At 71.6% G+C, this 19,446-nt stretch carries 17 protein-coding genes; 5 read left to right on the top strand and 12 right to left on the bottom strand.

Translation table 11 applies throughout. The features are described from left to right. Positions 1-69: 69 nt before the first annotated feature. Positions 70-1,005 carry a site-specific DNA-methyltransferase gene (locus D6689_09795; protein RMH41933.1) on the bottom strand — a complete coding sequence of 312 codons (936 nt, stop codon included), beginning with the start codon at positions 1,003-1,005 and terminating at the stop codon, positions 70-72. Between D6689_09795 and D6689_09790 the strand changes: the two genes are divergently transcribed. Together D6689_09790 and D6689_09785 are read left to right on the top strand one after the other, a co-directional pair. Further along, entirely contained in the window at positions 999-1,523 is a 525-nt protein-coding gene (locus D6689_09790) for a hypothetical protein (protein RMH41932.1), read from the top strand. The genes D6689_09795 and D6689_09790 overlap by 7 nt on opposite strands. Continuing rightward, positions 1,496-1,897, top strand: a complete 402-nt coding sequence (locus tag D6689_09785; protein RMH41931.1) for a GFA family protein — start codon at positions 1,496-1,498, stop codon at positions 1,895-1,897. Before D6689_09790 ends, D6689_09785 begins: the two co-directional genes overlap by 28 nt. 41 nt (positions 1,898-1,938) lie before the next feature. Here the strand turns inward: D6689_09785 and D6689_09780 are convergent, their stop codons facing one another. The 4 genes from D6689_09780 to D6689_09765 all read right to left on the bottom strand — a co-directional run bounded on the left by D6689_09780 (position 1,939) and on the right by D6689_09765 (position 8,196). Beyond that, positions 1,939-2,667 (bottom strand): permease, encoded by a 729-nt coding sequence (locus tag D6689_09780; protein ID RMH41930.1) that lies wholly within the window; start codon positions 2,665-2,667, stop codon positions 1,939-1,941. Positions 2,668-2,768: 101 nt separating this feature from the next. After that, entirely contained in the window at positions 2,769-5,333 is a 2,565-nt protein-coding gene (locus D6689_09775; GenBank protein RMH41929.1) for a peptidase M1, read from the bottom strand. A 77-nt stretch (positions 5,334-5,410) separates the two neighbouring features. Next, a complete protein-coding gene (locus D6689_09770; GenBank protein RMH41928.1) occupies positions 5,411-7,066 on the bottom strand; it encodes a hypothetical protein in 1,656 nt (551 codons plus the stop codon). Beyond that, complete coding sequence (locus tag D6689_09765; GenBank protein RMH41927.1) at positions 7,063-8,196, bottom strand: hypothetical protein; 1,134 nt, start codon at positions 8,194-8,196, stop codon at positions 7,063-7,065. Before D6689_09765 ends, D6689_09770 begins: the two co-directional genes overlap by 4 nt. Before the next feature lie 124 nt (positions 8,197-8,320). Between D6689_09765 and D6689_09760 the strand changes: the two genes are divergently transcribed. Further along, entirely contained in the window at positions 8,321-9,730 is a 1,410-nt protein-coding gene (locus D6689_09760) for an FHA domain-containing protein (protein RMH41926.1), read from the top strand. 13 nt (positions 9,731-9,743) lie between these two features. On the opposite strand, the gene D6689_09755 is transcribed toward D6689_09760, so the two are convergent. Next, positions 9,744-11,132, bottom strand: coding sequence for a hypothetical protein (locus D6689_09755; protein ID RMH41925.1), 1,389 nt, complete (start codon positions 11,130-11,132; stop codon positions 9,744-9,746). 2 nt (positions 11,133-11,134) lie between these two features. Beyond that, on the bottom strand, positions 11,135-12,223 hold the full coding sequence (locus tag D6689_09750) for a PEGA domain-containing protein (protein ID RMH41934.1): 1,089 nt from the start codon (positions 12,221-12,223) through the stop codon (positions 11,135-11,137). Between the two features lie 215 nt (positions 12,224-12,438). Between D6689_09750 and D6689_09745 the strand changes: the two genes are divergently transcribed. Next, the gene (locus tag D6689_09745; protein ID RMH41924.1) at positions 12,439-14,514 is read left to right on the top strand and encodes a PEGA domain-containing protein; all 2,076 of its coding nucleotides are present in this window, start codon (positions 12,439-12,441) and stop codon (positions 14,512-14,514) included. A 15-nt stretch (positions 14,515-14,529) separates the two neighbouring features. Here the strand turns inward: D6689_09745 and D6689_09740 are convergent, their stop codons facing one another. The 3 genes from D6689_09740 to D6689_09730 all read right to left on the bottom strand — a co-directional run bounded on the left by D6689_09740 (position 14,530) and on the right by D6689_09730 (position 16,621). Further along, entirely contained in the window at positions 14,530-14,832 is a 303-nt protein-coding gene (locus D6689_09740) for a ferredoxin (GenBank protein RMH41923.1), read from the bottom strand. Positions 14,833-15,335: 503 nt separating this feature from the next. After that, a complete protein-coding gene (locus D6689_09735; GenBank protein RMH41922.1) occupies positions 15,336-15,887 on the bottom strand; it encodes a DNA-3-methyladenine glycosylase in 552 nt (183 codons plus the stop codon). Continuing rightward, the gene (locus tag D6689_09730; GenBank protein ID RMH41921.1) at positions 15,884-16,621 is read right to left on the bottom strand and encodes a hypothetical protein; all 738 of its coding nucleotides are present in this window, start codon (positions 16,619-16,621) and stop codon (positions 15,884-15,886) included. The genes D6689_09735 and D6689_09730 overlap by 4 nt, the downstream gene beginning before the upstream one ends. A 221-nt stretch (positions 16,622-16,842) precedes the next feature. Between D6689_09730 and D6689_09725 the strand changes: the two genes are divergently transcribed. Beyond that, positions 16,843-18,516 (top strand): fibronectin type III domain-containing protein, encoded by a 1,674-nt coding sequence (locus D6689_09725; protein ID RMH41920.1) that lies wholly within the window; start codon positions 16,843-16,845, stop codon positions 18,514-18,516. On the opposite strand, the gene D6689_09720 is transcribed toward D6689_09725, so the two are convergent. Together D6689_09720 and D6689_09715 are read right to left on the bottom strand one after the other, a co-directional pair. Then, positions 18,458-19,027, bottom strand: a complete 570-nt coding sequence (locus D6689_09720; protein ID RMH41919.1) for a hypothetical protein — start codon at positions 19,025-19,027, stop codon at positions 18,458-18,460. The two genes, D6689_09725 and D6689_09720, sit on opposite strands and share 59 nt — an antisense overlap. Positions 19,028-19,097: 70 nt before the next feature. Continuing rightward, positions 19,098-19,446, bottom strand: a 349-nt coding sequence (locus tag D6689_09715; GenBank protein RMH41918.1) for a DUF3570 domain-containing protein, incomplete at its 5' end; no start/stop codon positions are given.

Below are 19,446 nucleotides of genomic sequence, written 5' to 3'. Positions count from 1 at the left end.
GGGCGCGGGCGACTACGCGGACGACGACCTGGGCATCGGCGCGCCGGGCGGCGACGCGGGCGCAGGCGACTACGCGGACGACGACCTGGGCATCGGCGCGCCGTAGTCGGCGCTGCCGTCGGCGCGTACGTGGTGGGCGCGCACGTCGCAACCGGCGGCTGCCAGCCGGCGCGTCGCGGTCGCGATCGCGTCCGGGTTGACGTCGGCCGCAACGAAGCCGCGGCCATGCCGGTACGCGACGACCGCGGTGGTCCCCGAGCCGCAGAACCAGTCGGCGACCGTCCAGCCGGGCACGGTCGTCGCGAGCACGATGCGCTCGATCAACCGTTCCGGCTTCTGAGTCGGATAGCCGGTTCGCTCGGCCGCGCCGCGATTGAGCGTCTCGATGTCGGTCCACACGTCGTCGGGCAGCTTGCCGCGCGCGACCGGATACCGGTAGACCTTGCCGGTGCGGCGATCCGTTTTCTCTTGCACGAGCTGGCCGTCGGGCGTGCGCGCCGTCCGCATGTGCGAATTCGGTTTGCGCGGCACCCGCACGGCGTCGGGAAAAAACGCATAGTCGCGCGTCCGCGCATACCACAAGATCGTGTCGTGCTTGCGGCCGAAACCGCGGCGCCCCTTGCCGCCGACCGAGTACGCCCACACGATTTCGTTGACGAACCGCTGGCGGCCGAACAGCCGGTCGAGCGCGACCTTGACGTAGTGGACGGCGCGGTAGTCGAGGTGAACGAAGAGCGAGCCGTGGTCGCGCAACGTGCGGCGGCAGTGCGCGAGCCGAGGAGCGAGCCACGCGACAAAGTCGTCGGGGTTCGTGCGGTCGTCCCGGTACGCCAGCGCGGCCCGGCCGCGCTGGGTCGTGCCAGTGCCGAACGGCGGATCGACGTAGACCAGATCTACGCTGCCGTCCGGCGTGTTTTCGAGGATCGGCAGGTTGTCTCCGAGAAGCAGTCGGTTGAGCATCGCGCGGCGGCAGCCTACCATTGCGTTCCCACACGCCGATGCCATCCACTCTACATCCCGAGGAAAAGCGCGACCCGGATTTCATCTTGCGCAGCAACTCGCTGTCGGCGGCGCTCACGTTTGCGGCATTGGCCGCCACGGTGGCGGGCGTCTACTTGTTCGTTCCGCGCAAGAACAACGAGCTGCTCACCCGCGCGGTCGAGGAGCATCGCGCAGACCAGACGTGGGAGATCGACCACCCGTCGGCGGCCGAGCTGACGGCGTGGAGTGTCGGCGCGCTCGGCGGACGGACGCCCTGGCCGCCGCCCGGCGACGGCGTCGACATCGTCGGCGCGCGGGCGTTCGAACTGCAGCGCGGCCGGGTGGGCCTCGTGCGGTATCTCGTGGACGGACGACCGGTCACGGTGGTCGCGCGGCGGACGCGCGACCCGGCGCCGCGCAGGCACCGCCGCGTCGTCGGCGCCGACGTCGCGCTGTCGTGGCGGGCCGGCAAGTGGACGCTTGTCGCGGTCGGTCCGGCAGACGCCGAGCCGCGGTGGAAGGCCGCTATGGGGGCGCCGTGACCTACACCGGCGGGTGTCACTGTGGTCGCATCCGATTCGAAGTGCGGCCGCCGGACGGTCGCATCGAGCGCGTTCTCGTGTGCAACTGTTCCATCTGCACCAAAAAGGGGTATCTGCACTGGATCGTTCCGCGCGACGCGTTTCGGTTGCTGTCCGGTTCCGACGCGATCGCGACGTACACCTTCAACACCGGCGTGGCGCAGCATCATTTTTGCCGCACGTGCGGCTGCGCGCCGTTTTACGTGCCGCGCTCGGACCCAGACAAGATCGACGTCAACGTTCGCTGCGTCGACGGCGTCGATGTGGACGCGCTCGCGGTCCAGCGGTTCGACGGCGCCAACTGGGAACAGGCATACGAGCGCTACCGGCGGTGACGGCCGGGCCGGGCGCCGCCGCCGGCCCGGGACCGCATCCGTCAGTCGCGCTGGAGCTGCATCAGGAACATCAACACGTAGTAGAACATCAGCGCCACGGATGCGAACAGCGCCAGCGACGCCGCGACGTGCTGCGTCGGCCGGTAGTGGCGCATGACCTGCGACGTGTCGTACAGGATCGCCGCGGCCGCGAGCGCGATCATGGCGAACGAAAACAGCAGGCCGAGGTGGAAGCCGAACAGCATGCTCGCGACGATCAGGCCGAGCGCACAGAAGCCACCAACCGTGATCGCGCCGCGCAGAAACGAGAAGTCCTTCTTCGTGATGAACACGGTCGCCGTGAGGCCGGCGAACAGCATCAGCGTCATCACGCCGGCCATCGCGATCGTGTTCGGTTGCTTGGCGACGATCGCGACGACGTACAACAGCGGGCACATGATGACGACTTCGGCCACGACGTACAGAAGCAGGCCGACGTACTGTGCGGTCGCCGACACGTTCGAGCGCGCCCACCGGTCGGCGAGCCAGCCGGCCGCCATGAACGCGCCGAGGACGACCAGCCAGTGGCCGCGGCCGCCGACGGCCCACGCGGTGAAGCTCCGGCCGGCCTCCGACGTGACGAACAGGTACTCGAGCGCGGTGAACAGCGCGATCGCCGCGGCGAGGTGAAGGTACGTCTTGCGAATGAACCGGACGCGGACGTCCGGGGATGCGACCGCCGCCGAGCCGGGCAGCGGCTGAACGCGGGCGCCGAGGGATCCGAGTGCCATGGTGTGCCTCCTGCTTGCAGGAAATGCGTAGCAGCCGCGGCCGCACTGCGGCAAGTGCGCGGTGCAACTGGTCGTGATTGCACGGAGGTGCGACCGGCGCGTCACGCGTCGCGGCGCGGGCGCGCCGTTTTCTTGCCGCCGGTCGCCCGCCGGCGCGGGGCCGGCTTGCCGCGCGTGCCGGCGCGGTCGACCCGCGCGCGCAGCGCGGCGAGATCGGCGCGCAGCTCGTCCACCGCCGACGCCAGTGCGTCGACGCGCTCGCCGGCGGCGCGGCCCTCCTCGATGTCGCGGATAATCTCGCGGGCGCGGCGCTTGAGCCGGCCGTCGAGGTCGCGGTCGGCGAGGTCGCGCAGCGCCGGAATCGACGCGGGGTCGGCGAGCGTCGCGACCGCCTCGACCGCGGCGGCCTGGACTCGGAAGTCGCGATCGGCGAGCAGTTCCTCGGCGCGTTCGCGCACGCGGCGCGCATCGCGGTCGCGGCGGCCGGCCGCGAGCTGGGCCGCCGCGCCGATCGCCGCGCGCCGGCCGTGCGGGTCGCGGCCGTAGTCGGTGCCGGCCAACAGCAGGTCGAGCGCCGTGTCGTCGTTCGCCTCGGCGAGGCCGCGGTAGGCGTGCTGCCGGATCACGTCGCGGAACGAGTCGCGCGCCAGCGCGGCGCGCAGCACGGCCGGGGCGCGCGGGCTGCGCGTCTTGCCCAGCGCGAGGCAGGCTTCGGCTTCGACGAAGTAGCTCGGATCGCCCGTCTCGACGATGCGGGCGAGCGCCTCGGCGGCGGCCTCGTCGCGACGAAACGCGCCGAGGGCGCGGACGACGCCCCGCCGTGCCTTCGGATGCTGCGTGGCGTCGGCGGCGCGGATCAGCGCATCCCGCGCGGTCGGAGTGCGCAGCGCGCCGAGCGCGTCGGCCGCGGCGGCGCGCACGCCCCAGAACGGGTCGGCGTCGAGCGCGTCGATCAGCGCGGCCTCGGCCTGGTGGCCGCCGAGTTTGCCGAGCCGGCGCGCGGCCGCGATGCGGTCGATCCCCTCGGTGGCCGCCGCCAGCTGGTCGATCCACGCCGGCAGCGGCTTGTCTTCGTCGATCTTGGCGAGCAGGTGCCGTCCCGGGTCGAAGATCGCCTGCGCCGGCTCGGCGGCCAGCGCGAAGTAGAAGGTATGCCGCCGCTCCGACACCTCGACGTCGAAGTCGATGTCGCGGCCGTCGACGCGGAACCGCACGCGGGTCGGCAGGCGGAACAACGGCGTCTTGTCGTCCGTCTTGTGCGTCTGGTCGACGACCACCTCGGCCACGCGCGCATCGGCGTCCCACCGGTGCGCGACCTTCAGCTCCGGATGCCCGGCGCCGGCCAGCACCCATTGATCGAAGAACCAGTCGAGCACTCGCCCGGTGGCGTCCTCGATCGCGCGCGCGAGGTCGCGCGTCTCCACCGCGCTCGTTTGGTGCTTGCGCAGGTAGTGCGCGATGGACGCCCAGAACGCGTCGTCGCCGAGCACCTGCCGCAGCATGTGCAGCACCCGGCCGCCTTTTTCGTACAGGTGGTGGTCGAAGACGTCGATCGGCTCGTCGTAGACGTTGGTCGCGATCGGCCGCCGGTAGCGGCTTGCGTCCTCGCGAAAGTACTGCTCGGCCCACTCGTCGAGTTCGAGCGCCGCGGCGTCGCGGCCCTCGGCGTGTTCGCGCCACACGTACTCGGCGTAGGTCGCGAACCCTTCGTTGAGCCAGCCCTGACCCCAGTCGCGGCAGGTGAGCAAGTCGCCGAACCACTGGTGCGCCAACTCGTGGGCGACGAGGGCGTCGACGTCGAAGTCGAGCGCGGCGCGTTCGTCGTACAAAACGGTATCCGTGAGTGTGGTCGCGGTCGTGTTCTCCATCCCGCCGAAGATGAAGTCGGCGACGAACACCTGCGAGTAGCTGGCATAGGGGTAGCGGACGCCGAACCTATCCGAAAACAGGCGCACCATTTCCGGCGTCCTCGACAGTGCGCGGCGGCAGTCGTCCTCGCGGCCGCGTTGGACGTAGTAGCGAACGGCGATCCCGTCGCACTCGTCGTCGATCTCGGCGAAGTCGCCGGCGGCGAGCGTGATGAGGTAACAGGAATGGGGCACGTCGAACCGCCAGTGGAAGGTGTCCCCGTCTCCGTCCGAGCGGCGGTCGACCAGCGCGCCGTTGGACAGGGCGAACCAGCCGCGCGGCACTGTCGCGATCACCTCGCTCGTGGCCTTTTCGTGCGGTTGATCGAAGCACGGGAACCAGTAGCGCGAATCCTGATCTTGACCCTGCGTCCACACTTGCGCCGGCTTGTTCGGGTAGCCGTCGTCCGGGCCGACGAAGTAGAGGCCGCGCCGCGGTCGTGCGGCGTAGTCGATGTCGACGCAAAACGGCTGGCCGGGCGCGGCGGGCTCGCCGAGGTCGACGCGCAGCGTGCGGCCGTCGTTGCGGAAGTCGAGCGCGCGGCCACCGGCGCGGACGGCGCGCACGTCGAGTTCGACGGCATCGAGTTCTAGCCATCGGCGGGCGGTGGCGATCGGGGCGGCGTCGATCGCGCAGGTCGCGTCGATCGCCCGGTTCGGTACGTCCAGCCGGACGCCGATGCGGTAGTGCCGAATGTCGAACGCGCGGTCGCGCGCGTAACGATGGGGGGTGCCCGGTAGGGCGAAGTCGCGTGTCATGAGGCCTCCCGGGGTGGGGTGCGCGCGTTATAGCAGACCTCGGTCCGGCCGCGGCGGCTGGACTCGGCCGCAGCGCGTCAATCGCCCGCGTCGCCCGGGCGGTCGCCCGCGAGGCGCTGGCGCTCGCGATCGACGCGGCGTTGCGCGCGGCGGAGCGCCCATCGCGGGTCGAACACGCGCGCGAAGAACACGACCAATTCGAGTCCGAGGCTGGCGCCGGCGGCCGCAGCGTAGCAGGCGACCGAGATGTACATCGCGGGAATCAAGAACAGCAGTCGCGGACCGGGCAAGTCGACGAACGGTCCGCCGCCGTACAGCGCCCACGCCATGGCGGCCGGAACGCCGGCGACGAACAGCCCGCACCACGCGAGCGCGTTGGCTGCCGCGAGCCGGTTGCGCAGCACGACGCGGCCGCGCAGCGCGAGCCATGCGGCGGCCACGTGCACGCCGGTCGCCGCGAGGCCGAACCAGAACACGATGCGCGCGCCAACGCCCTCGTCCGGCAGCGCCGACAGCGACGCGCGGTGCCCGGCGATCGCGACGAGCGCGTAGAAGGTCAGCGGGAACGCGGGCAGCGCGATCGCGAGGACGCGCCAGTCGACCAGGAACGCGCCGAGCCGGCGCCCGGCGACCAGCGCGAGCCCGCCGGCCGCGACCGCGACGAACACCAGCGCGAGGCGGCGCGTTCGGCTGGCGTCGCGTCGAGCCCGCGCGCGCCGGATGGCCGCGTCGACCACGGCGCGGTTGCGGCGGATGCGCGCGTCGTCGGCGCGGCGCAGCGCATCGGCCGCGCCCGCGTCGACGGCGAGCGCTTCGACGAGAGTGCGACCAAATCCGTGGCCCGGCGCGGGTACGCCGAGCAACGCGGCCACGGTCGGCGCGATGTCGATCAGCCGCGGCTCGCGGATGAGCGCGCCGGGGCGGATGCCGGCGCCGGCGAGGACCAGGGGGACCTCGAGCACCTCCGGCTCGACGCCGCCGTGGCCGCCGCCGTCCAGGTGGCCATGGTCGGCGGTGACGATGACGGTGGTACGCGTGAGGTCGACGTGGCCGAGGATTTCGTCGAGGGCGCGGTCGACGCGGTGTGCGGCGGCGCGATACTCGTCGCTGGCGGCACCGTACAGGTGGCCGGCGTCGTCCACCCAGCCCGGCAGCAGGATGACGAGCGGGTAGCCGCGGCGCAGCGCGAGGTGCGCCGACTGCTCGAATCCGCCGGGCCACGGCGAGTAGTCGATGTCCTCGATGTCCTCGGCGAACAGGTAGCCGAAACCCGTGGACGATTCGGACACGTACGCGGTCTCCCTGCCGGCCGCGCGCAACCGGCGCATGATCGAGTCGAGCCGCACTGGAAAGTGGTAGGCGTTGTTGCGGACGCCACTATAAAGCGGGGGCACGCCGGTGACGATGGCGACGTAGTTGGGCCGCGAGATCGACGGCGCGTGCGCGGTGGCGATCGCGTCGGTGCCAACCGCGCGCAGCCGGTCGATGAACGGCAGGCCGTATGACGCGCGCTCGGCGAGCCCGTCGACGATAACGAGTACCACGCGCTCCGACAGGGCAGGGGGTGTCGGCGACGCGACGGGATCCGCTTGCGCCAGCGGCGGCTGCGGGTCGTTGAGCCCCGGCAAGAACGCGAGGCCGGCGCGCCCGGCATAGACCGCGGCCCCGGCGGCGACGGCGACGAGCGCGGCCGCGGCGATCACCGGCGTGAACACCGCGCGCGATCGGGTCACATCGATGCGGCGCGGTCGCCGGCGGCTGCCGGCACCTTGGGTTGGATCACGCCGTGGCGGATCTCTCCGTGTTCGAACGTGGGGCGAATACCCGGCGCCAACGGGCTCGCCTGCAGTTCGGACGACGGAAACGTCTGCGGGAACTCGGGGCGGGCGACGCTCGGGTCGGCCAACGTCTTTTCGAGGATCATCGACGTGTACTGGTCATTGGACCGCTCGCGCGTGTTGCCGTTGAGGATCACCTCGACGTCGTAGTGGCGCGCGTAGGCGCGTAGCCTCGGGTTGTCGCTGTGCTCGGGCGCGTAGCACTCGACGGCGATGCCGTTTTCGCTGATGGTCCACACGCCGGTGTCGGTGTGGACGACCAGCGAGTGGTTGCCGTCGGTATGACCGGGCGTGCGGACGATCGCGAACCCCGCGCCCAACAGGTAATCGCCGTCGAGCACGACGATCTTGTCGGGCGATACGCCGGCCAGGCAGTTTTCGACGTACCAGTAGCGCTGCATCGGGTGCAGGTTGCGAAACAGGTCGACTTCGGGGCGCTGGACCAGCAGCTTGGCGTTCGGCAGCAACGCGGGCGTCGGCGCGTCGCGGCCGGGCTCCGGCTCGACGGTGCCGAGCAGACCGCGGACGTCCTGTACGTGGAGGTGGTCGAACGTGATGTAGTCGATGTCCTCCGGGGCGACGCCGGCGCTGCGCAGCGCGGTCGCCACATCCGAGTGCACCAGTCGCGCGCGCAGCCAGTCGGCGACGAGGCGCGGGTAGCGGTCGAGCTGTTTGCGAATGAACGGAGCGGCCTGCGCCCGATGCGGGTCCGTCGGATTGACGAGGATGTTGACGATGCGGCCGCCGGCGTCCACCTGGACCAACTGCATCCGATTTTTCATGATCACGTGCGGCGTGAGCCCGCGGTCGGCCCCAGACAGGCCGAACCGGGCCGGATACGGCAGCGACGAGATCGCGTAGGTGGACACGCTCACGGCCCGGCCGGACGCGACGATGCGGTCCTTGAGCCGGCGCGCGGCGCGGCGAACCGCGGCGAGCCGGTCGCCGTGGTTGGCCACGCGCCACGCGTCGTCGAGTTCGGTCGTGCGCTCCAGTTCCGGGGGCAGTGGGGAGTCGGCGGCCATGGCCACAGGCTAGCAGCAAAGCGCGCGCGAGCGGGGCGGCCATGTCAGCGGCGGTGAGCATCGCGCGGCTCCCGCCAGCGCGCGCCGGCGCGGGATCCAGCCGCCGCGTGATAGGCTGCGGCCGATGGCGGTAGACGACCTGCGTTCGGGAACATGGGTCACTTATGCCGCCGGCCGCGCCTCGGGAGTGCGCATTCGGCGCTGCCGCATCGAGGTGATCGCGGGGCCGGACAAGGGGCTGATCCGCGATTACGAGGCGGCGGTGCTGCGCATCGGCGCGCGGCGCGGCAACGACCTCCAACTGTCGGACCCGAAGGTGTCGGGGCTGCACTGCGAGATCCGCCTCGACGAGCGCGGCTATCGACTGCGAGACCTCGACTCGACCAACGGCACGTTCGTCGGCGGCTATCGGGTCAACGACATCTATATCTCGCCCGGCACGGTGATCCAGGTAGGTGCGACGAAGCTGCGGTTCGAGCCGCTCGGCGAGTCGGTCGAGGTGGAACTGGCGTCGGAGGATTCGTTCGGCGGGCTCGTCGGCCGCAGCGTGCCGATGCGCGAGCTGTTCGCGCGGCTCGAGAAGATCGCGGCGTCTGACGCCACCGTGCTGATCACCGGCGAGACCGGCACCGGCAAGGAACTGGTCGCCGAGGCGATCCACGAGCACAGCAGACGGCGCGACGGGCCGTTCGTGGTGCTCGACTGCGGCTCCATTCCGCAGAATCTGATCGAGAGCGAGCTGTTCGGCCACGAGAAGGGCGCGTTCACCGGCGCGACGCATGCGCACGCCGGCGCGTTCGAACGCGCCAACGGCGGGACGGTGTTTCTCGACGAGATCGGCGAGCTACCGCTGTCGATGCAGCCGAAGCTGCTGCGCGTGCTCGAACGCAAGGAGGTGCGCCGCGTCGGCGGCACGAAGACGATCGCGACCGACATCCGCGTCGTCGCGGCGACGAATCGCGACCTGGGCGTCGAGGTCAACCGCGGCCGGTTTCGCGAGGACCTCTACTATCGGCTTGCGGTTGCCCGCGTTCACGTGCCGCCGCTGCGCGAGCGGCGCGAGGACATTCCGCTGCTGGTCGAACACTTTCTGTCGATCACGCCCGGCGCCGAGGGGACGCGGCTCGATCCGGCCACGATCGAACTCATGATGAAGCATGATTGGCCGGGCAACGTGCGCGAACTGCGCAACGTCATCGAGCGCGCGGTGCTGCTCGCGGACGCCGCCGGCGGCGTCCAGCTGTCGAAGACGGCGATTCGCGGCCGCCGGCGCGCGCCGACCGCCGACGGACTGGCCGACGCGACGCCGGGGCCGGCCACCGGGGACACGCTGGCGGTGGTCGTGGACATCCACACGCCGTTCAAGGTCGCCAAACAGGCGCTGGTCGAGGAGTTCGAGCGCCGCTACATCAGCCGGCTGCTCGAGGCGCACGACGGCAACATCAGCGCCGCCGCGCGCGCGGCGGGGATCGACCGCATGTCGATCCACAAGATGCTCAACCGGCTCGGCATGACGAACCCGAAGAAGAGCTGACCGGCCGGGTCGGCTACGGCTCGAAGTCCTGCGTCATTACAATTTGGACGATTGTGATCGTCTTGTTGCCGAGCTCTCCGCCGGTCGGCTGGCCGACCATCCGCCACGTGCCGGGGCGCGTCGCGGTCCACGCGGTCTTGAACGGAATGCTGCCGCGCGCGACGAAGTAGCCCGATGTCGACGTCGCGGCAAGCGGTGCGCCGCCGCCGTCCCGGAAGCCGGTCAGGTCGTCGTTGAGGTATTGCACCGTCGGCGATGCGCCGACCGCGCTCACCTGCACGTTGTCCAGCGGCAGCAAGTTCGTGTCGACCACTCGGCCGAGCACGAGGCCGCCTTGCGGCACGACGTTGAGTTCGATTGCCGCCTGGATTTGATCCCAGACGTCGCTCGGCACCATGAATGCGTCGACGTGTACGGCGCGGACGGCGTTGTCCGGGACCTCGTCGTCGTCGACGACCAGCTCGCACGTCGCGACCGGCTGCGAGCCGAACGGGGTGACTACCCCGCATACGTCGGAGCCGACGGCGAAGGCGTCGTCGGGCACCACGACGTCGCGTTCCTCCCAGGTGGGCGTCGCGCCGGCCATGAGGCCGAGTTCGATGAGGTCCTGGGGGCGCAGCTCGTAGCGCGGGTCGCCGGGGGCCACGGGCGTCGGCTGGCCGATGCGGACGCCGAGCGCCTGCGCTTCCGCCAGGGTGACGTCGAGCCGCGTGTGCAGGTTGGAGACGTCGGCGCGCAGATCGACGGTGCGCGGATTGCACTCCGGCGCGTCGAGCACGTCCGGCGTGACGCACGCCAACTCGACGCGGGCGGTCGGATCGGTGCCGCCGAAGTCGTGAAACACGCGGCGGCCAAACGCGGGCGGATTGGCATCCGAGGGGGCGACGATCGGCCGGCCGGTGTTGACCGTGAAGTCCACGGGCGGACAGGTGGCGTCGCCGCGATCCCGCCACACGACGACCTCGACCTGGGCGAGATCGGGTTTGACGTTGGTGAACTGCACGCGGAAGACGGTCGGGTCGGCCAGATCGCACAGGCTGTCGGCCCGCAGCGCCGACAGCGGCACGCACGCCTCCTCGCGAATCCGCGGGGGGGCGTCCGGGGCATCGGGGTCCGGCAGGTCGAGCACACGCACGCCGACGATTGCGTCGCAGCCGATCGGAAAGGATGCGCAGGTGACTCCCGGTGCGCAGGTAGCGTCGGCGCCGGTCGTGTCGAGGGCCAGTTCGATTGCGAACTCGTCGAGCGGCGCCGGGCCATCGGTGCATGCCGCCGCCGCCGCGGCGATCGCCGCGATCGCGCGGGCAGTTCGGTACCGGCGAGCGGGCGGCGCGCTCGGGGAACTGCAAGCCCGGGTGCGGCGCGATCGGCTCGACCGGCCGAAGTGCGAGCGCGACGCCATCGCTACTGGAAACCGTCCCCCGCGATGCAGCAGGTGAGGTCCGGGTGGGGCGCCGGCGCGTCCTCGGACGCGGTGAGGATGAGCACGCCGACGACCACGATGAGTGCACCACCGCCGACCGCGGCGTAGCTCATCGGATTGCGCCACCAGGGGCGTTCAGGCGGTCCGGCGTCAGCCGGTGGCGCCGGCGGACCGGCGTCGCCGGCCACGGCCGGTGCGGACAGGTCGACGCGCCCGGGCAGCGCCCGTACGAGCGCAGCGGCGTCGCGTTCGGTCACCGGCACCCACTCGGTGACCCGCGCGCCGCGCGCATCGAACACCGCGGCGCCAATCCCCGTCGGGTCGCGGTCGGCGAGCACGATGACGTATTTCACGAGCAGCAGCTCGTACAGCTGCTGGACCGCGGTGGCGATCGCCTGTTCGGTGAGCGGCCCCGCGAGCAGGCTCCGCTTGACGCGGGCGGCGATCGCGTCGTCCGGCAGGCGGCGGATCTGCAGATTGACCTCGCGCGGCTCTTCGAAGATCGCGGTGGCGCGCATCCCGGCCGGCTGCTTGTTGTCCATTTCGGCCCAGAAATAGTGGGCGCCCGGTTCGAGCTGTGCGCGGTATGGCGTGACGCCGACCTGGACGCCGTCGATGAACACGCGCGCGCCGTCGAACGGGGCGGTCACCGTGACCACGGCCGTGCGCGCCTGCGCGAGGCTCGCCGCCCTCCACGCCTCGATCACGTCGGGGTCGTAGCGGCGCGGGTCGGGCGGCGGGCGGTCGGGCTGCAGGCGCATGGTGACGCGGAACGCGTCGGTCGCGCTCCGCGAATCGGACCGGCGCATGTAGATGCGACCGAGTTGAAAGTTGATCTCGGCGAGTCGGTCGAGCACGCCGCGCGTCGGTTTGAGTCGGATGAGACGGGCCTCGGCGCGCTTGAGCAGTTCGCGCGCCTGTTCCTCGCGCAGGTTGGTGATGTGCTCGATGGCTTCGGCGATGAGTTCGTCGGCGCGGCGCAACTCGGCCGCGACATCGGCGGCCGGGTCGGCGGGCAGCGCCTTTTCGAGCACCGTCGCCAGCGGACCCGGCTGCAGCGGCCGGTACATGTCGTCGGCGAGCAGCGCGCGGCGTAGCTCGCGGGCGATGCGGTGACCGGCCGTCTGGTTGGTCGCGAGGTTCAGGATCGCGACCCGCGGCGCCGGCGGCTCGATGCCCGTCTGCGCGAGCGCGACCACCGGCGCCACCGCCGCCGCGAAAACGGCGGCTCGTCGCGAGAACCCTCGCCTCGGCACGCGCATAATATAGCCCACCAGGTGCCCGCGTGACGGTTGCCCCGGACAAGAGCCTCGAGCGTTACGAGATCGTCGGACGAATCGCGACCGGCGGCATGGCCGAGGTGTTCCGGGCGAAAGCGTACGGGGCGCACGGCTTCGAAAAGACGCTGGCGATCAAGCGCATCCTGCCCGACTTCGCCCGCGACCCCGAGTTCGAGGAGCGGTTCATTCAGGAGGCCAAGCTCGCCGTTCAGCTCGCGCACGCCAACATCGTCCAGGTGTTCGACTTCGGCCGGTTCGAGGGGACGCTGTTCATCGCGATGGAGTACGTGGACGGGCTGGACCTGGCGGCGCTGCTGCGCGCGCTCAACGCCCGCGGCGAGCAGGTTCCGATCGGTGCGGCGCTGCACATCTGCATCGAGCTGTGCAAGGGGCTGGACTACGCACACCAGCGCGGCGTCGTCCACCGCGACGTGTCGCCGTCGAACGTGCTGCTGTCGCGCTCCGGCGAGGTCAAGATCGCCGACTTCGGCATCGCCCAGGCCGAGATCGACCGCGCGCGCGCGCGCCCCGAGCGGCGCATCATGGGCAAGTGGCGCTACATGTCGCCGGAGCAGGCGGAGGGTGAGCCGCTGGAAGCCCGCTCGGACCTGTTTTCCGCCGGCGCCGTGATGTTCGAGTTGTTTACCGGCCGCAAGCTGTTTCCGGGAGACGACGCGCAGGCCGTGATCGACAACATCCGGTCCATGCCGATCCCGCGGGTGACGGACATCCGGCCGCAATTGCCGCCGCGGATCGACGAACTGCTGGCGCGCATGCTCGACCGCGACGTCGCGCGGCGGCCGGCGCGCGCGGCCGACATCCAGCGCGCGCTCACCGAGGTGAGCTACGACAGCAGCATCGTCGCATCGGCCCTCGATGTCGCGGATACGGTCGAGTCGGTGCTCGGCGCGGCGCGCGCCGAGCCGGTGGCGGCCGCCAGCGGCAAGCTCGCAATCGACGACCTCATCCGCCAACAGCTCGGCGGCGCAGTCGGCGCGGACGCGACCGAGGCGGACGCGGATCGCCAGACCGAGGAGGCGAGCCTGCTGCACACGCAGACGTTCGTCCGCCGCGGCGTGGACGCCGACGGCGCGACCCTGTGGGAGCGCGAAGGTCAGACGCGGACGATCGCGGCGGTACCGTCAGCCATCCGCGGCGAGCGCAGCGGCCGGACGACGGGCAGAACGTCCGCGCTGCCGGCCGCGCCGGCCGATCGCGATGCGGCGCCGCCGGGCCGCGGTCCCGGGGCCGGGGACGGCGCGGTCGCGACGCCGGTCCCGTCGCGCCGGTGGCGGTGGGCGGCGGGCGCGGTGGCACTGGCGGCGGCCGCCGCAGCGATCGGTGCGGTCGTCGCCGCGCGCGATCGCGGGGACCGGCGGCCGGCCGAGGCGGCGGCTGTCGCGGCGGCCGCCGTCGACGCGGGGCCGCTGATGGGGACGCTCGACATCCAGACGGTGCCCGAGGGGGCGCGGGTGCGGCTCAACGGCGAGCTGTACGACGACGTCACGCCGACGCAGATACCCGTGCGCGCGCTCGAGGTCTACACGGTCACCCTGGAACACGATGACTACCGCCCGAAGGTCATCCCGAACGTCGCCGTCGAGCCGGGCGTTCGGTTCGCGATCCGAGAGACGCTCGAGCCGCGCGCGGCGCGACTCGTCGTCGACACGCGCCCGCGCGGCGCCACCGTGCGCCTCAACGGGGCGCGGCTCGGCGTGACGCCGCTGGACCGCTCCGACCTGCCGCCGATGCGCGGGATGCAACTCGTGATCGACAAGCCGAACTACAAGACCGAGACGCTCGTGGTGGACCTCGAGGACGGGCAAACGACCGAGGTGTTTCGCGAACTCACGAGCGCGGTCGAGTACGGCCGTGTCAACATCGCGATCACGGGCAGGACGACGTGGGCGAACGTGTGGTTTCGCGGCCGGCTGCTCGGTCGAGCGCCGAAGGATCGCAACTTTCAGTTGCCGGTCGGCCGCCAGCGCATCCGTCTCGACAACCCGGCCGCCGGCATCTCGAAGGTCGTCACGATCGAGGTGCGCAAGGACGCGGTCCTCACGCACCGCGTCGAGTTGTAACCGCGAGGGTCCCGGTCAGCGGGAGCGACGGCGCGCGGGCGGCAGGCGCACGGTGACGTCGCCGGACACGGGGCACTGACAGCTCAGCCGCACGCGGGTGATGAAGTAGACGTTGCCGAGGTGGCGGCGCTCGTCGTCCGTGAGCGGGGGCAAGTGATCCTCCCCCGAGACGATTTCGACGCGGCACCGGCCGCACGTGGCCTGGCCGACGCAACTGGTCGGGATCGGGACGCCGGCGCGGCGGCCGGCGGCGAACACGGTGTCGCCGGCCTCGCAGTCGACGACGACGTTCATCGGCAGGAATGTGATGCGCGGCATCGCTGGGGCCGTCCCTCAGTACACCACATCCTCCGGCCGGTTCCCGAAACGACCTCCGCGGGGCTCCTCCGTGGCTCGCCCCCTGCAGGCGCCTTCGTCGCGCGTTGCCCGAGATGCCATGCACTTCGCCCGAGGCGCACCGCGTTCCCGTGCGGCCGCCCACTCGGCGTGGGCCGGTCCGCTGCCGGTGATCGCGGTGCGCGTCGCGGGGCCAGCTGGTCGGGTGGACGCAGGAAACGTGACGTGCCGCCGACAGGGCCCGACTGCGCCGGCGCCGCGAGGGGGCGCGAGGGCTGGCGCAGACCGAGCCACTCGTGCCGCCTGTCCGGGAGGCTGTAGCGCATAGCCGCTGGCTGCGGTCGCGATCTGCGGGCGATCTTCGGCGTACGTCCTCGCGCCCTTCGGTTCCGTGTGATGATGCGCGCCCTCGTGCGCTGCGGGCGTGCGCCGAACCTCGCCTCGCATCGCGCAACCTCGCTGGCCCGCCTATACGCGACAGCCTCCTAGCGCCTCCGCGACACCGCCGGGTGCCCATCGATCCAGAACCGCAGCGGCGCGCGGCTCCATGCGCCCGCGTAGTCGACGCCGATGCGCGGACCGCGCGCGATCGGCCCCGGCCGCCGGCCGCCGGCGATGAACAGCGCGCCGCCGGCGGTGAGGTCCACGCCGTCGTGGTCGGCGCGGCGGATGCCGAGCGCGCGCGTGAGCTTGCCGGGGCCGCGGCCGACGGCCGGGTCGTCCCCGAGTCCGCGCACCGGCGCGATGGCGCGCACGAGGACCGCGCCCGCTTCGGCGCCCGCGTGGCCGACGACGTTGAACATGTCGTACATCCCGTAGATCAGATACACGTAGGCGACGCCGGCCGGGCCGAACATGACGCGCGCGCGGTCGGTCGGTCCGAAGCGCGCGTGCGACGCGAGATCCTCCGGCCCCAGGTAGGCCTCGGTCTCGACGATCTGGCCGGCGCGATCGCCGCACACGATCACCTTGCCGAGCAACGCGCGGGCGAGGTCCTCGGTGCGGCGGTGGTAGAACCGGCGCGACAGCGGCCTCACGCGGCCATCAGGAGCCGGTCGCCGTCGACGGCGTCCATCAGCTCGCGCAGGCGCGGGTCGGCCCGCAGTTGCGCCATCAGCTCGCCGGCGGCCGCGCGATACGCCTCCTGCGACAGCCGGCCCTGGAGCAGCCGAAACCGCAGGAACAACAGCGCCGTCTGCGCGACGTCGGCCAGGCAGTAGTTCTGGATGACGTCGGCCTTGCCGGCGTTGTACAGGCCCTCGATTTGCGAGCCGTCGACGCCGACCTTGCCCGGCAGGCCGATGAGGCGCGCGAGGGCGTCGAGCGACACGGGGCGGGTCGCGCCGTGGTCGGCCAGCAGGTCGCACAGATCGATGTGCCCCTCCTCGCTGAACCGGTAGCGGACGCCGCGTTCGTTGTAGTACCAGGGCACCGACACGCCGTGGTGCAGCGAGCGGTACGCGAGCACCGGCAGATCGAATGTGCGGCCGTTGTAGGTGACCAGGCGCGGTCGGACGCGACCGACGAACGCGGAAAATTCCGCGAGCAACTCGCGTTCGTCGTGAATGCCGCGGCCTTCGCCGACGACGCCCAGCTTGACGAGCCGGTAGTCGCCGTCGAGCAACATGCAGCCGATCGTGATGGTACGGTGGGCGTACGGCGGGGGAAACGGCCGTTCCGTGCCGAGCGGCGTCTCCGGCGCGGACCACAAGGCCGTGTCGGGCACGGTCTCGATGTCCACGACGAGGTAGCGAGCCGGGGGGCTTCCCATCACTAGCTCGAACCTAGCCGGCGGGTGTGACAGGCGGAGGCCGGGTGGCCTGGAAATTGTGTGTGATTATAACCTGTTACACAGGGTTCGCGCGCCGGCGGAGGCGGGCGAGCGGGCGATCGAGTGCGGCCGACGGCCCGCGCGGTGGCGGCCTCGCGGGGGGCGGAAACCGGCGCCGGCGCGGTTGAACCCGGCCGCGCGGGCCGCATAATCGAACGGTCGTGCCCCATCTTGACGTCAGGCGAGCGGGCCGGCTCTGCCGGCTGCGACTGGCCGCCGGGCTGGTCGCGCTCGCGGCGGTCCTCGGCGCGCCGGCGTTCGCCGCCGCGCAGCAATGTCGGGTCGTCGAGTTCCACTTCACGCCGGCCGACGACCTGCAGATCGTCTTGTGGATCGAGGACGCCGCCGGCAACTACGTCGACACGGTGTTCATCACGCAGCGCACGGGCACCTACGGGTTGGGCAACCGCCCCGGCATGATGGAGTTCAACAGCGCGTGGCTGTGGCCCTACGGGCGGCGGGAGACGACGTTTCCGGTGTGGGCGCACCGCCACGGCTACACGTTCCCGAAGGTCGTCTTTCAGAACCTGGACGAGACGAACCTGTCGCACCCGCTCGCCCAGTCGTCGCGCGATGCGTTCTACTGCCGTCCGCTCAAGCCGGGCGAGTCGGCGTGGGACACCCAGACCTGCGCGTCCATCGTCTACACCGACAAGGGGCGGTTTTCCGACACGGAGACCTCGCTGTACCCGCCGCGGACCGACCACAGCTACGTCGAGGGGACCGACGACGACGACGTCCGCCAGTTCGCGGCGCTCAACCCGTTCGATGCCGTCTCGCGGGCGACCCCGGTCGGCGGGATGCTGCACAAGATCGTCTACGCGCTGCCGGACGAGATGGTCGACGGCGACTATGTCGCGTGGATCGAGGTGTCCAAGGAGTTCGATCAGAACGAGTTTTACGACTTTCCGTCGCCCACCGGCATCCCGTGGTCGGAGTACGGATTGGCGTATCGCGGCCAGCCGTCGGTCGTCTATCGCGTGCCGTTTTCGATCGGCCCGGGCGCGCCCGAGGTGGCGTCGACCGCCGACTACGCGGGCTACGGCGACCCCGACGGGATCGACGGGCGGCTGCGCGCGCCGGACGGCACGATCACCGAGGGCGTCGACGGCTCCGGCGCGTCGCGGCTGTTGCTCACGGTCGACGGCGGCGACGCGTTCCGCTTCCGCGTGACGACGCGGCCGACCGACGACGCGCTCGACCCCGGGGCGCCCGATCAGTTCGAGGCGGTCGCCGTTGCGCCGACGCGGGTGACCGCCCAGTTCATCGCGCCGGGCAACGACGGTGACGTCGGGACCGTCGCGGGCTACGAGATCCGCTACCGCGCGGGCGTCCCGGTGACGCCGGACGATTTCGACGATCCGGATATGATCGACGTGGCGCCCATTCCGCCCGAGGAGGCGGGCTCGTTGCAGGAGGTCACCTTCGACAACCTCGTGCCGAACACGAACTACTATTTCGCGATTCGCGCGTTCGACGAGTGCCTCAACTACGGGCCGATCGCGGTGCTCCACGTGCGGACGCCGCGCCGGGAGGCGGGCGAGGTCGACGCATGCTTCGTCGCGACTGCGGCGTACGGATCGCCGCTCGAGGCGCACGTCGCCGACCTGCGCGCCATGCGCGACGTTGCGCTGCGCACGCACGTGGCCGGCGAGTTGGCGGTCGCCGCGTACTACACGTTCGGCCCCGCGTTCGCCGCCGCGATCCGGCCGTCGGACACGTTGCGCGCGCTTGCGCGCGAGGCGCTGGCTCCCGTGGTGGCGGCGGCGCGCGCGATCACGGCGACAGCGCGGCGACCGCTGCTCGGCCGCCGAGCGTCGCGGTCGCGGCGGTGACGACGCCGCCGCAGTCGCGGGTGACCGCGACCGTGCCGGCCAATGCGATCGCGAAGCCGGCCGGGTGGGCGCCGTCGTCGCAGTAGCCGGCCAGCGTCGCGGTGGCGTCGACCGGCGCCGTCCGGTCCAGGGCCACGGCGCAGTCGTCGACCTGCGCGTTCAGATCGACGAGCCGGATGTCCGCGTCGTCGTCGAGGCCCAGCGTCGCCGGGGCGTCGCCGACCGCATCCGGCCGCGGAATGCACAGCGTCAAGTGGGGGGCGAATGCGCCGGTGGGCGCCGGCGCGACCTGGACGGCGTCGACCGTGAGGCTGACGATCGCCGCCCCGGGGGGCGTACAGTCGTTGTTGGCTGATGCGGTGAAGTTGCCGTAGGCGACCGGCGCGCCGTCGATCGCGGCGGTCACGCCGTCGGCGGGCGCGTCACCCGGCCCACACGCGCCGCCGTCGCCGCAGGCGAGCGCGGCCGTCGCCAGGGCGGCGCTCGCCGCGAGGACGATCGATCGGTTCATCGCGGCGGATTGTACGACCTCGCCACGCCGCCCGCACGCGCCGGGAGGCGCCGGCGACTATGCCTGCCGCTCAGTACGTCAGCGGAATCGTACACGCGACCTGCGCGACGATCGCATCGCCGTAGCGGTTGTTCTGGCGCACGTACTCGACGACGACTTGGCCGCGGACGGCAGCCAGTTCGCCGGTCGCGCCGAGCCGCGCAAGCGGCGCCTCGATCGCGGCGCCCGCGGTGTGCGTGGAAAACGCGCCGAGTTTGGGGTCATCGGTGCGATAGCGCTCGAGGCGGTCGTAGATGTCGCGGTAGAAGAAGGCGGCCGACTGCCGATGGTAGCGGTAGCGGAGGCGCACGCTCACGTCCCGCGCGACGTCTTGCACGAGCCGAATCTCCGGTGTATGCGCGCGAATCTCCCACGTGTCG

It is taken from the genome of Deltaproteobacteria bacterium (assembly GCA_003696105.1).
In the GTDB taxonomy this organism is placed as follows: Bacteria; Myxococcota_A; Polyangia; order Haliangiales; family J016; genus J016.
This window is presented reverse-complemented; position numbering and strand designations above follow the sequence as displayed.

Coding starts and splice junctions, on each gene's coding strand:
- D6689_09790 (RMH41932.1), top strand. CDS start 999: ATGCCATCCACTCTACATCCCGAGGAAAAGCGCGACCCGGATTTCATC.
- D6689_09795 (RMH41933.1), bottom strand. CDS start 1,005: ATGGCATCGGCGTGTGGGAACGCAATGGTAGGCTGCCGCCGCGCGATG.
- D6689_09780 (RMH41930.1), bottom strand. CDS start 2,667: ATGGCACTCGGATCCCTCGGCGCCCGCGTTCAGCCGCTGCCCGGCTCG.
- D6689_09775 (RMH41929.1), bottom strand. CDS start 5,333: ATGACACGCGACTTCGCCCTACCGGGCACCCCCCATCGTTACGCGCGC.
- D6689_09765 (RMH41927.1), bottom strand. CDS start 8,196: ATGGCCGCCGACTCCCCACTGCCCCCGGAACTGGAGCGCACGACCGAA.
- D6689_09760 (RMH41926.1), top strand. CDS start 8,321: ATGGCGGTAGACGACCTGCGTTCGGGAACATGGGTCACTTATGCCGCC.
- D6689_09755 (RMH41925.1), bottom strand. CDS start 11,132: ATGGCGTCGCGCTCGCACTTCGGCCGGTCGAGCCGATCGCGCCGCACC.
- D6689_09750 (RMH41934.1), bottom strand. CDS start 12,223: ATGTACCGGCCGCTGCAGCCGGGTCCGCTGGCGACGGTGCTCGAAAAG.
- D6689_09740 (RMH41923.1), bottom strand. CDS start 14,832: ATGCCGCGCATCACATTCCTGCCGATGAACGTCGTCGTCGACTGCGAG.
- D6689_09730 (RMH41921.1), bottom strand. CDS start 16,621: ATGGGAAGCCCCCCGGCTCGCTACCTCGTCGTGGACATCGAGACCGTG.
- D6689_09720 (RMH41919.1), bottom strand. CDS start 19,027: ATGAACCGATCGATCGTCCTCGCGGCGAGCGCCGCCCTGGCGACGGCC.